The following is an 11,825-nucleotide window of genomic DNA, read 5'->3' as shown; positions in this document are numbered from 1 at the left end:
TCCGACATTCGGGCGCGGCCGGCGCCGGGTACGCTGACGGAGTGACCGGACGCGACGACGACGCCTTCTCGTGGGAGGGCGACGACGATCCGACGCTGCTGCCGGGCGGGCACGCGGGGGCAGAGGAGCGGGATGCGACGCCGGTCGCGTCCGACACGGAGCCCGACGCGCCCGACCCCGAGCCTGTCGCCCTGCCCGAGGGATTCCACGCCGTCGGCAAGGGCAGCGACACCGTCGGCCACATCGAAGAGGACGGCACGGTCGTCGTGCCGGCCGCCAAGGCTCCGATGGGCAACGCCGCACTGATCGGCCTTGGCGTGCTCGGCGGCGTGTACATGCTCTTCGCGATCGGCTGGCTCATCGGCGGGCTGCGCCTGCATCCGGTCGCCGGCTTCCTCGTCGCCCCCGACGGCAACGCGTCGCCGGTGTGGATGGTGGGAAATCTCGTCGCGGTCTGGCTGGCCGTGCTCGCGCCGGCAGTCTGGTTCGGGACCGTGTACTGGCTCACCGCCAGGTCGCGCCCGTGGCTGCGGTGGGCGTTGCTGCTCGTCGGAGCCCTGCTGCTGGTGCCGTGGCCGTTCGTTATGACAGGGGTGGTCGGAACATGACTGAGACTGCGCAGCCGCGCGCGGGTCGGGTACTCCCGGTGTGGGCCGTCGCCACGATCGCCGGCGGGTTCGGGCTGTTCTACGCGTATGTCGTGTGGAACGCGGTCACGCTGCTCGTATACCAGGCATCCGGTGTTCTCGGCATCAATGGCCTCGGTTGGACCGTGCTGCTTATCGCCGTGCTGCTTCCCATCGTCGTGTACGCGATCGCGTTCGCCGTGGGATGGCGCAGGCGCGCGTTGCCGTTCGCGGCCGTCCTGTTCGCCGGTCTCTGCCTGGTCGCAGCGTTCTGGATCAACGTTCTCGCGTACGCGTACGCGTACGGCGGATCCTTGCTCGGCAGCTGACGTTGCGGCCCTGCCGCCCCCGGTAGGCTAGGACGAGTGTCCAAGCCCGTTGTGCTCATCGCCGAAGAACTCTCGCCCGCCACGATCGAGGCCCTCGGCCCCGACTTCGACATCCGCACCGTGGACGGCGCCGACCGCCCGGCTCTGCTGACGGCCCTCGCCGACGCGAACGCGGTGCTGATCCGCTCGGCGACCCGGGTCGACGCCGAGGCGCTCGCCGCCGCGCCCAAGCTCAAGGTCGTCGCGCGCGCCGGCGTCGGACTCGACAACGTCGACATCAAGGCCGCCACGACCGCGGGCGTGATGGTGGTGAACGCGCCGACATCCAACATCATCTCGGCCGCCGAGCTCACGATCGGCCACATTCTCAGCCTGGCCCGCCACATCCCCGCCGCCGACGCGTCGCTCGCCGGCGGCGCGTGGAAGCGCAGCGCCTACACCGGAACGGAGCTGTTCGAGAAGACCGTCGGCATCATGGGCCTCGGCCGCATCGGCGGCCTCATCACCGAGCGGCTGCGGGCGTTCGGCATGCGGGTCGTCGGCTACGACCCGTATGTCACTCCGGCGCGCGCACAGCAGCTGGGCGTTGAGCTGTTGTCGTTCGACGAGGTCGTGGCGCAGAGCGACTTCCTCACCGTGCACATGCCGAAGACGCCCGAGACGACCGGCATGATCGGCGCCGCGCAGCTGCGCGCCATGAAGCCCACCGCGTACGTCGTCAACGTCGCCCGTGGCGGGCTCATCGACGAGGACGCGCTGTACGAGGCGCTCGTGGCCGGCCAGATTGCTGGCGCCGGGCTCGACGTGTTCACGAGCGAGCCTCCGGTCGAGGGCGGATCGGCGCATCGCCTGCTCGGCCTGCCCAACGTCGTCGTCACTCCGCACCTCGGCGCGTCGACCGCTGAGGCGCAGGAGAAGGCGGGCGTGTCGGTGGCCCGCTCGGTCAAGCTCGCGCTCGAGGGCGACCTCGTGCCCGACGCGGTCAACGTCGCCGGCGGCGTCATCGACCCGTTCGTGCGCCCGGGCATCGCGCTCGTGGAGAAGCTCGGCCAGTTCTTCGCCGGCCTCGCGCACGGCGCGCTCACGAGCCTGGACATCGAGGTGCGCGGCGAGCTCGCCGACTACGACGTCAGCGTCTACCGCCTCGCCGCGCTCAAGGGCATCTTCACCAACATCGTCAGCGAGACGGTCTCGTACGTGAACGCGCCGCTGTTCGCCGAGCAGCGCGGCATCGAGACGCGGCTCATCGTCGAGTCAGACAGCCCGCTGTACCGCAACATCACGATCCTGCGCGGCACGCTGGCCGACGGCACGGTGCTCACGGTCGCCGCCACGCTCGCCGGCACGCGCATGGTGCCCAAGGTCGTCGGCATCAACGGCTACGAGATCGAGGTGCCGTTCGAGCGCTACCACGTCGTGATGCGCTACGCCGACCGGCCCGGGATCGTCGCGCTGTACGGCAAGCTGCTCGGCGACGCTAACATCAACATCGCGGGCCTGCAGGTCGCGCACCAAGACGCCAGCGGCCGCGCCCTGTCGGTGCTCACCGTCGACTCGCCGGTGCCCGACCACATCCTCGACGCGATGCGCGAGGCGGTCGGGGGCGACCTGTTCCGCCAGATCGAGATCACCGACGAGTAGCCGATGGTCGAACCGGCGTTCCGCAGCCTGGCGCTCGACGGCGTCGGCCGATTCGACTACGGCGACGTCGTGCTGGTCAGCAAGCCGCCGGCAACGACCGACGACCCGCGCGTGTGGGCGGAGACGGTGTTCTCCCGCGCGGCTGCGCCGGCGTGGGTGCAGGCGGCGATGGGCCTGAGGATGGCGCTCGCCCCGCTCATCGGACTGCGCTCGGCCCCGAAGGGCGTGTTCGAGGTGCGGGACGTCGTCGGCGACGAGGCGCTCATCGCGTTCGACGACGCCCACCTCAGCTTCCGCTGCGGCGTCGCGGTGGATGCCGCGGCGAGCGTCGTGCGGCTGACGACGATCGTCACATTCAACGACTGGCGCGGCCGCGTCTACTTCACGCCGGTCTCGCTGGCGCATCCGATCGTCGTGCACGCGATGATGCGCGGAGCGCGCCGCATCCTCTCCGCCCGCTGACCGCCGACGTGCCGGGCGGAGGAGATGTGCCGGCGGGAGGTTTGAACACCTCGGGCTGATCCTCCGCCGGGCACATCCCCTCCGCGCGGCACGCGGAGCCGACTCGGGGCAGCTCCGACGGGCCGGGCCGCCGTCAGCGCCGGGCCGCCGTCTCGACCAGGGCGATGAGCGCGTCCATCGCGGCTCCCGTGGGAACGGGGCCGGGGATGCTGCCGCCCTCCAGGGCGTTGTTGAAGTACAGGCCGTCGGCCACGAGCATCACGAGGTCGAGGGCCGCGTCGTCTTTCGTGTGGGGCCGGATGGCGTCTGCCCACCGGTCGCGGATGTCGCGCAGCATCCCTCCCGCCGCCGCGTTGCCGCCCTGCGCGAGGCGCGACACGGCGGTGATCGCGCGGTCGAGCGGGTCGTTCTCGGTGGCCGACGAGCGCAGGAAGTACGCGATCGGGCCGCCCTCGGCCGACGTCATGGCTGCGATGTCGTCGTCGACCAGCGCGCCGAGCCGCTCGATGAGCCCGGCCTCCAGCGCGCTTTTCGACGCGAAGTGGTACAGCAGCCCGCCCTTCGACACGCCCGCGCGGCGCGCTGTGGCATCCATCGTCGCCGCCCGCTCGCCGTCGGCGACGAGGATCCGCTCGAACGCGTCGAGGACCTTCTCGCGGGCCAGGGGAGGACGGCTCATGCGTCGAGGGTACTCGGCTGGCGCCCAGCCGAGCCTGATACTATACCGGCTGGACGGTTTAGATAAAGTCCTCCGAAACGACACCCAGACAGCACCATGAGCACCGGCACCATCACCCGCATCACGACCCGAACCCTCGAGACCCAGACCGGACCGAAGGTGGGATGGCGCGGCTGGGCCGCGCTCGCGGTGCTCATGCTGCCCGCACTGCTGGTCTCCGTCGACAACACCGTGCTCGCATTCGCCCTGCCGCAGATCGCGCAGAGCCTTCAGCCCACGAGCGTGCAGCAGCTGTGGATCGTCGACGCCTACCCGCTCGTGCTGGCCGGCCTGCTCGTCACAATGGGCACGCTTGGCGACCGCTTCGGCCGTCGGCGGATGCTGCTGATCGGGGCGAGCGGCTTCGCCGCCGTGTCGGTGCTCGCCGCGTTCGCGCCCACCGCCGGGCTGCTCATCGCCGCGCGCGCCGCGATGGGCGTGTTCGGCGCCATGCTGATGCCGTCGACGCTGTCGCTGCTGCGCACGATCTTCCTCAACCGCGACCAGCGCCGCCTCGCCGTCGCCGTGTGGGCCGCCGCCTTCTCCGCCGGCGCCGCGCTCGGCCCGATCGTGGGCGGACTGCTGCTCGAGCACTTCGCGTGGGGCGCGGTGTTCCTCCTCTCGGCGCCGGTGCTCGTGCCCCTGCTCGTGCTCGCGCCGATCCTGCTGCCCGAGACCCGCGACCCGAAGCCCGGCCGCGTCGACGTCGTCAGCATGCTGCTGTCGCTGGCGACCATGGCCCCGGTCGTCTACGCCATCAAAGAGCTCGCCGTGCACGGCCCGACCGCGACGGTCGCGGCGCTGGTCGTCGTCGGCGTGGCGTCCGGCATCCTGTTCGTCCGCCGCCAGTTGCTGCTCGACGTGCCGCTGCTCGACATGCGCCTGTTCCGTCGCGGCACGTTCGGCGGCGCGCTGCTGGTCAACCTGCTGAGCGTCGTCGCGCTCGTCGGCTTCTTGTACTTCGTCGCGCAGCAGCTGCAGCTCGTCGTCGGGCTCAGCCCGCTGCAGGCGGGCCTCGTGCTCGTGCCGGGCCTTGCGACGATGATCGTGGCGGGCCTGGTCGTCGTGCCGATCTCCCGGCGCGTGCCGCCGCACGTTCTCGTGCCCGCCGCGCTCGTGTTCTCGGTCGGGGGCTACCTCGCGATCGCCTTCTCGGCCGGCAGCGTCAGCGTTGTGTTGGCCGCGTTCGTGTCGCTCGGCGTCGGCATCGGCATGGCCGAGACCGTGTCGAACGAGCTCATCCTGACCAGCGCCCCGCCCGCGAAGGCGGGAGCGGCCAGCGCCGTCTCCGAGACGGCGTACGAGCTGGGCGCCGTGCTCGGCACGACGATCCTCGGCGGGCTGCTCACCGCGGTCTACCGCGCGAACCTGGTCGTCCCAGCGGGGATCGATGCGGATGCGGCCACCGCCGCCCAGGAGACGCTCGCCGGCGCGGCGCAGGCCGCCGAGGCGGCAGGCGGCAGCCTCGGCGCCGCGCTGGCCGAAGCAGCGGCCACCGCCTTCGGCAGCGGCGTGCTCGTCACCTCGCTCATCGGCGCCGGCCTCGTCGTGGTCGCCGCCGTGGTCGCGGCCACGACGCTGCGCAGCGGCCCCGACCGCCGCCGCTGAAGCCGCGGCGACTACTCTGGGATGCAACCCCGACCCCAACCCAGGAGTGCCATGTCGCGTGTCGTGAAGCTTGCCGTCATCCCCGGTGACGGCATCGGCCCGGAGGTCGTCGCCGAGGCGGAGAAGGTGCTCGACGCCGTCACCGCGGGCTCCGACATCCAGTTCGAGAAGACCCGGTTCTCGCTCGGCGCGGGCCGCTATCTGGAGACTGGCGACACGCTCACCGACGCCGACCTCGACGCCATCAAGGCGCACGACGCGATCGTGCTGGGCGCGGTCGGGGGAGTGCCCGGCGACCCGCGGCTGAAGAACGCCAACATCGAGCGCGGCCTGCTGCTGAAGCTGCGCTTCGACCTCGACCACTACGTCAACCTGCGGCCCGCCAAGCTGTACCCGGGCGCGCCCGGGCCTCTCGCCGACCCGGGCGAGGTCGACTTCGTCGTCGTGCGCGAGGGCACCGAGGGGCCGTACGTCGGCAACGGCGGCGTCGTGCGCGCCGGCACGCCGCACGAGGTCGCCAACGAGCTGAGCGTCAACACCGCGTACGGCGTCGAGCGCGTTGTGCGCTACGCGTTCGCGCTCGCCGAGCGCCGGCGCAAGAGGCTCACCCTCGTGCACAAGACGAACGTGCTCGTCAGCGCGGGAGCGCTGTGGAAGCGGATCACCGACGCGGTGGCCGCCGAGCACCCCGATGTGGCTGTAGACTATCTGCACGTCGACGCGGCGACGATCTTCCTGGTCACGAACCCGGGCCGCTTCGACGTGATCGTCGCCGACAACCTCTTCGGCGACATCCTCACAGACTTGGCTGGCGCCGTGACCGGTGGCATCGGCCTCGCCGCATCCGGCAACATCAACCCGGACGGCGCGTTCCCGTCGATGTTCGAGCCCGTGCACGGTTCGGCGCCCGACATCGCGGGACAGCAGAAGGCCGACCCCACGGCCGCGATCCTCTCCGTCGCCCTGCTGCTCGACCATCTCGGGCTGCGCGACGAGGCATCCCGCGTCACCCGCGCGGTGGAGGACGACATCGCGAGCCGCGGCGCCGACCGCACCACGACCGAGATCGGCGACGCGATCGTCGACCGGCTTCGGGCGTAGCCTTGACACACGCGGGCCCGGCCCGCGAAGACCCGTTCAGGACGTGACATGACACTCATCGACTCCCACCCCGACGCCGGACTCGCCCCGCTCGAGTTCGCCGTCACCAAGAACCTGAGGGCGAAGTCGCCGGAAGAGCGCGAACAGCTGCTGCGCGACCCCGCCTTCGGCACGACGTTCACCGACCACATGGTCGACATCTGCTGGTCGGTCCGCGGCGGCTGGCACCGCCCGCGGGTGCAGCCGTACGGCCCGATCGCCCTGGACCCCGCCGCGGCCGTCCTGCACTACGGACAGGAGATCTTCGAGGGCATCAAGGCGTATCGGCACGCGGATGGCTCGGTGCACACGTTCCGGCCCGACCAGAACGGCCGGCGCCTGCAGCGCAGCGCGCGGCGGCTCGCGTTGCCCGAGCTGCCGGTGGAGTACTTCATCCAGTCGCTGCGCGAGCTCATCGCCGTCGACGGCGACTGGGTGCCCGCGGGCGACGACCAGAGCCTGTACCTGCGGCCCTTCATGTTCGCGAAGGAGGCGTTCCTCGGCGTGCGCGGCGCGCACAAGGTCGCGTACTACCTGATCGCGTCGCCGGTCGGTCCGTACTTCACAGGCGGCGCGAAGCCGGTCTCGATCTGGCTGAGCGAGCAGTACTCGCGCGCCGGCAAGGGAGGAACGGGCGCGGCGAAGACCGGCGGCAACTACGCGGCCAGCCTGCTGCCGCAGGCCGAGGCGTACGAGCAGGGATGCGACCAGGTCGTCTTCCTCGACCAGGACCGCCACGTGGAGGAGCTCGGCGGCATGAACATCGTGTTCGTGCACAAGGACGGCACGATCGTCACGCCGCAGTCCGACTCGATCCTCGAGGGCATCACGCGCGACTCGCTGCTGCAGCTCGCTCGCGACCGCGGCCACAAGGTCGAGGCTCGGCCGGTGTCGCTCGATGAGTGGCGCCAGGGCGTCGCGTCCGGCGACATCGTCGAGGTGTTCGCGTGCGGCACGGCCGCCGTCGTCGCACCGATCGGCACGCTCAAGGGCGCCGGCTTCGTCGAGGAGCAGCCCCTTGGCGAGCTCGCGCTGTCGCTGCGCGAAGAGCTCACCGACATCCAGTACGGCCGCCGTGAGGACAAGCACGGCTGGCTGGTGCGCCTGGACGCGTAGGGCGAAGTCGTGCGCGGCGTGACCTGGTGGTGACGCCGGGGGTTGACCTGCTCCGCCAGCGCGGTTGTCGTCGCAGCGCCGTAGGCTGGGGCGAGTGAGGATCGCGAGGTTCAGCCACCAAGACGCCATTCGCTACGGCATCGTCGACGACGCTGAGCTGGTGGTGCTCGCCGGCGACCCGATGTTCGCCGGGTTCGAGACGACGGGCGAGCGCGTGCCGCTGGGCGACGTGGCGCTGCTGGCCCCCGTCATCCCGCGCTCGAAGGTCGTCGCGGTCGGTCGCAACTATCGTGAGCACGCCGCTGAGTTCGGCAACGAGGCGCCGGCAGAGCCGCTGCTGTTCCTCAAGCCGAACACCGCGGTGATCGGCCCGGGCGACGCGATCGCGCGGCCGCCGCAGTCGGCGCAGGTCGATTTCGAGGGCGAGCTCGCGGTCGTGATCGGCCGGATCACCAAGAACGTGCCCGCCGAGCGCGCGCTCGAGCACGTGTTCGGTTACACGATCGGCAACGACGTGTCAGCCCGCGACCTGCAGCGCAGCGACGGCCAGTGGTCGCGCGCGAAGGGGTTCGACACGTTCTGCCCGCTCGGGCCGGCGATCGAGACGGAGTTCGACCCCGCCGGCGACGCCGTGCTCACCACGCGGCTGAACGGCGAGGTGCGCCAGCAGGCGCCGCTGACCGACATGGTGCACTCTGTGCCCGACATCATCGCGTACGCGTCGGCGGCGTTCACGCTGTTGCCGGGGGATGCGATCCTCACCGGAACGCCCGCCGGCGTCGGGCCGATGGCAGCCGGCGACGTCGTCGAGGTCGAGATCACGGGACTTGGCCTGCTGCGCAACACCGTCCGCGACGCATGACCGCGCCGCCGGCCACGGGATCCGCGCCCACCGCCGACGCGCTGCACCGCATTCGCGTTCGCACGCTCTGGGTGCTCTCGACCGGGCAGATCCTCGGCGGCATCGCCTTCGGCGCGACGGCGTCGCTCGGCGCGGTGCTTGCCAGCCGCATCTCCGGCGACGACTCGCTGTCGGGCCTCGCGCTCGCGCTCGTGACGCTCGGCACCGCCGCGCTCGCGGTGCCGCTCGCGCGGCTTGCGCAACGCAGCGGGCGGCGGTGGGCGCTGTCGATCGGCATGATGATCGCGCTCGCCGGTGTCGTCGTGGTGGTGCCCGCAGCCGCGCTCAGGTCGTTCCCGCTGCTGCTGCTCGGGTTCGCGCTGATCGGGGCGGGGTCGACCGCGAACCTGCAGACGCGCTTCGCGGCGGCCGACCTCGCCACCGACTCCTCGCGCGGCCGCGACCTCTCGGTGGTGGTGTGGGCGACGACGATCGGCGCGGTGGCCGGGCCCAACCTCGTCGGGCCGGGCGAGGCGCTCGGCCAGTTGGTCGGGATGCCGTCGCTCACGGGCCCGTACCTGTTCACGATCGCGGCGCAGCTGCTGGCGATCGCGCTCTACCTCGTCGCGCTGCGGCCTGACCCGCTGCTGCTCGCGCAGCACCTCGTGCGCGCGGAAACAGTGGACGCGACCCGCGTCGCGCGCGAGGACCGCCCGCGGCTCGCCCGCTACGCCATCATCACGATCGCCGCGGCGCACGGCGTCATGGTGTCGGTCATGGCGATGACTCCCGTGCACCTCGTGCACCACGGCGAGTCGCTGAACGTCGTGGGCATCGCGATCAGCCTGCACGTGGCGGGCATGTACGGCCTGTCGCCGGTGTTCGGCGTCCTCGCCGACCGGCTCGGCCGCATCACCACGATCCTGATCGGCCAGGTGCTCCTGATCGCGGCGCTGCTCACGGCGTCGTTCGGGCAGCACTCCACGTCGGCCGTCACGATCGGCCTCGCGCTGCTCGGCCTGGGCTGGAGCGCGTCGACCGTGTCGGCATCCGCCCTGCTCACCGAGGCGTCGTCGGAATCCCACCGCACTCGGCGGCAGGGGCGCAGCGACCTGGCGATGAACCTCGTCGCCGCGCTGGGCGCGATCGGCGCCGGCGTGCTGCTCGGCGGGCTCGGCTACGGCGGACTCGCGCTGTGCGGCCTGGTGATCGTCGCCCTCGTGGTGGTGCTCACGCCCTTCGCGCGGCGCTGACTCTCTGAGTGCGCTGTGGTGCTTGTCTGGGGCGCCCACGCCCTTGTGTGAAGGTGGCGGGTTGCGCCGCATCCCTTCTCCTGACCCGACCCGACGCGCTACCTTCGCTGTCTGCGCGCCGCAGCGCCCGACGCGGAAGTGGCGTGTCGCGCCGCAACGGGGGAGGGGATGCGGCAAAGCCCGCCACCTTCGCCCGCGCGCCGGCGCGCAAGAGTCCGCGCGCAAGAAGCAGCGCGCGTGACGCGTAAAATCGCAGGGATGCCTGCTGCACCCGATCCCCGCACCACGACCGCGACCGGCGCCGACGTGCGCGTGCGGTTCTGCCCCTCGCCGACCGGCCTGCCGCACGTCGGCATGGTCCGCACGGCGCTGTACAACTGGGCGTACGCGCGCCACACGGGCGGCAAGCTCGTCTTCCGCGTGGAGGACACGGATGCCGCCCGCGACAGCGAGGAGAGCTACCGCCAGCTTGTCGACGCGTTGACGTGGCTCAAGATCGACTGGGACGAGGGCGTCGAGGTCGGCGGCCCGCACGCGCCGTACCGCCAGTCGCAACGCGGCGACATCTACGCGGGCGTGCTCGAGCGGCTCGTCGCGTCGGGCGCCGTGTACGAGTCGTACTCGACGGCGGCCGAGATCGACGCCCGCAACGAGGCGGCGGGGCGTGCCAAGCAGCTCGGCTACGACAACTACGACCGTGGCTTGACCGACGAGCAGAAGGCCGCCTTCCGAGCCGAGGGCCGCGAGCCCGCGTGGCGGCTGCGCGTGCCGGACGAGGATGTCACGTACGTCGACCTGATCCGCGGCGAGGTGACTTTCCCTGCCGGGTCGTTCCCCGACTTCGTCGTCGTGCGCGCGGGCGGACAGCCGCTGTACACGTTCACGAACCCCGTCGACGACGCTCTGATGGGCATCACGCATGTGATCCGCGGCGAGGACCTCATGCCATCCACTGCTCGCCAGCTCGCCCTCTACGCGGCGCTCATCGACGCCGGCGTCGCCGACTTCGTGCCCCGCTTCGGGCACATGCCGCTCGTGCTGGGCGAGACCGGCACCAAGAAGCTCTCCAAGCGCGACCCGAAGGCCGACCTGTTCTTGCAGCGCGAGAAGGGATTCATCCACGAGGGGCTGCTGAACTACCTGGCGCTGCTCGGCTGGTCGCTCTCGGCCGATCGCGACGTGTTCTCGCTCGACGAGTTCACCGCCGCGTTCGACATCGTCGACGTCAACCCCAACCCCGCGCGGTTCGACCAGAAGAAGGCCGAGTCGATCAATGGCGATCACATCCGGATGCTGCAGCCCGCCGACTTCGCCGAGCGCATCGTGCCGTATCTGGTGGATGCCGGCGTGGTCGCCGATCCGCCGACGGAGGCGCAGCGGGGCTTGATCGCGGCGGCGGCCCCGCTCGTGCAGGAGCGCGTGCAGCTGCTCGGCGATGTGCCGGGCATGCTCGGGTTCCTGTTCACGACGGACGTGGTTGTCGAGGATGACGCGCGCACATCGCTGCCCGCGAATGCGGGGGAAGTGCTTGTCGCGTCGGTTGGCGCGCTCGAGCTGGTGCCTGAGGCGGAGTTCACGGCCGCGGTCGTGCAGGAGGCACTGTCTGCCGCGCTGATCGACGGCCTCGGTCTGAAGCCGCGGGTCGCGTACGGCCCGTTGCGTGTGGCGTTGAGTGGACGTCGCGTGTCGCCGCCGCTGTTCGAGTCGATGGAGTTGCTCGGCAAGCGCGAGTCGATCCGCCGCCTCGCCGCTCTGGTCGCCGACCTCGCCCCCTGAGCGAGCCCCGGCCCCTGAGCGAGCCCCGGCCCCTGAGCGAGCCCCGGCCCCTGAGCTTGTCGAAGGGCTACCCCGGTCGTTGAGCGAGCGAAGCGAGACGAAACGCCTGTGCCGCACCAAACGGCCAAGCGGTTTGGCCGCGCTCAAGAGGTCGTCTAGACTAGACCTTCGGCACGGCTCCGGCCGAGCCCTTGGGGTATGGTGTAATTGGCAACACGGCTGATTCTGGTTCAGTTGTTCTTGGTTCGAGTCCAGGTACCCCAGCGCAAAACTCCTCAGATTCCGCGGGAATCGGAGGAGTTTCATGGTTCCTGG

General features: G+C 71.2%; 11 protein-coding genes and 1 tRNA gene. 11 read left to right on the top strand and 1 reads right to left on the bottom strand.

The features are described from left to right. Positions 1-41 precede the first annotated feature (41 nt). Genes QM611_RS11620 through QM611_RS11605 form a run of 4 tightly spaced genes read left to right on the top strand, consistent with a single transcriptional unit; the run spans position 42 to position 3,058 of the window. The gene (locus tag QM611_RS11620; protein WP_415080077.1) at positions 42-608 is read left to right on the top strand and encodes a DNA polymerase III subunit gamma/tau; all 567 of its coding nucleotides are present in this window, start codon (positions 42-44) and stop codon (positions 606-608) included. Then, positions 605-955: a bacitracin resistance protein gene (locus tag QM611_RS11615; RefSeq protein WP_415080076.1), complete on the top strand. Its 351-nt coding sequence runs from the start codon at positions 605-607 to the stop codon at positions 953-955. Before QM611_RS11620 ends, QM611_RS11615 begins: the two co-directional genes overlap by 4 nt. Positions 956-991: 36 nt before the next feature. Beyond that, positions 992-2,596 (top strand): phosphoglycerate dehydrogenase, encoded by a 1,605-nt coding sequence (gene serA, locus QM611_RS11610; protein WP_415080075.1) that lies wholly within the window; start codon positions 992-994, stop codon positions 2,594-2,596. A 3-nt stretch (positions 2,597-2,599) separates the two neighbouring features. Further along, positions 2,600-3,058 carry a DUF2867 domain-containing protein gene (locus QM611_RS11605; protein WP_415080074.1) on the top strand — a complete coding sequence of 153 codons (459 nt, stop codon included), beginning with the start codon at positions 2,600-2,602 and terminating at the stop codon, positions 3,056-3,058. Between the two features lie 133 nt (positions 3,059-3,191). Here QM611_RS11605 and QM611_RS11600 read toward each other — a convergent pair whose 3' ends face one another. Continuing rightward, the gene (locus tag QM611_RS11600; protein ID WP_415080073.1) at positions 3,192-3,737 is read right to left on the bottom strand and encodes a TetR/AcrR family transcriptional regulator; all 546 of its coding nucleotides are present in this window, start codon (positions 3,735-3,737) and stop codon (positions 3,192-3,194) included. 96 nt (positions 3,738-3,833) lie between these two features. Here QM611_RS11600 and QM611_RS11595 point away from each other — a divergent pair, with 96 nt between their 5' ends. The 7 genes from QM611_RS11595 to QM611_RS11565 all read left to right on the top strand — a co-directional run bounded on the left by QM611_RS11595 (position 3,834) and on the right by QM611_RS11565 (position 11,774). Further along, the gene (locus QM611_RS11595; protein ID WP_415080072.1) at positions 3,834-5,384 is read left to right on the top strand and encodes an MFS transporter; all 1,551 of its coding nucleotides are present in this window, start codon (positions 3,834-3,836) and stop codon (positions 5,382-5,384) included. A gap of 51 nt (positions 5,385-5,435) precedes the next feature. Beyond that, positions 5,436-6,485, top strand: a complete 1,050-nt coding sequence (locus QM611_RS11590; RefSeq protein WP_415080071.1) for a 3-isopropylmalate dehydrogenase — start codon at positions 5,436-5,438, stop codon at positions 6,483-6,485. Between the two features lie 48 nt (positions 6,486-6,533). Next, entirely contained in the window at positions 6,534-7,640 is a 1,107-nt protein-coding gene (locus tag QM611_RS11585; protein ID WP_415080070.1) for a branched-chain amino acid aminotransferase, read from the top strand. 94 nt (positions 7,641-7,734) lie between these two features. Next, positions 7,735-8,502, top strand: a complete 768-nt coding sequence (locus tag QM611_RS11580; RefSeq protein ID WP_415080069.1) for a fumarylacetoacetate hydrolase family protein — start codon at positions 7,735-7,737, stop codon at positions 8,500-8,502. Further along, complete coding sequence (locus QM611_RS11575) at positions 8,499-9,734, top strand: MFS transporter (protein ID WP_415080068.1); 1,236 nt, start codon at positions 8,499-8,501, stop codon at positions 9,732-9,734. The genes QM611_RS11580 and QM611_RS11575 overlap by 4 nt, the downstream gene beginning before the upstream one ends. 258 nt (positions 9,735-9,992) lie before the next feature. Then, entirely contained in the window at positions 9,993-11,510 is a 1,518-nt protein-coding gene (gltX, locus tag QM611_RS11570) for a glutamate--tRNA ligase (RefSeq protein WP_415080067.1), read from the top strand. A gap of 192 nt (positions 11,511-11,702) precedes the next feature. Then, a tRNA-Gln gene (locus QM611_RS11565) sits at positions 11,703-11,774 on the top strand. Positions 11,775-11,825 lie beyond the last annotated feature (51 nt).

The organism is Microbacterium sp. (assembly GCF_047606685.1).
GTDB lineage: Bacteria > Actinomycetota > Actinomycetes > Actinomycetales > Microbacteriaceae > Microbacterium.
Note: the sequence above shows the minus strand (reverse complement) of the source record. Positions and strands in the feature narration are given on the sequence as shown.

Coding starts and splice junctions, on each gene's coding strand:
- QM611_RS11575 (WP_415080068.1), top strand. CDS start 8,499: ATGACCGCGCCGCCGGCCACGGGATCCGCGCCCACCGCCGACGCGCTG.
- QM611_RS11600 (WP_415080073.1), bottom strand. CDS start 3,737: ATGAGCCGTCCTCCCCTGGCCCGCGAGAAGGTCCTCGACGCGTTCGAG.
- QM611_RS11595 (WP_415080072.1), top strand. CDS start 3,834: ATGAGCACCGGCACCATCACCCGCATCACGACCCGAACCCTCGAGACC.
- QM611_RS11590 (WP_415080071.1), top strand. CDS start 5,436: ATGTCGCGTGTCGTGAAGCTTGCCGTCATCCCCGGTGACGGCATCGGC.
- QM611_RS11585 (WP_415080070.1), top strand. CDS start 6,534: ATGACACTCATCGACTCCCACCCCGACGCCGGACTCGCCCCGCTCGAG.
- gltX (WP_415080067.1), top strand. CDS start 9,993: ATGCCTGCTGCACCCGATCCCCGCACCACGACCGCGACCGGCGCCGAC.
- QM611_RS11615 (WP_415080076.1), top strand. CDS start 605: ATGACTGAGACTGCGCAGCCGCGCGCGGGTCGGGTACTCCCGGTGTGG.
- QM611_RS11605 (WP_415080074.1), top strand. CDS start 2,600: ATGGTCGAACCGGCGTTCCGCAGCCTGGCGCTCGACGGCGTCGGCCGA.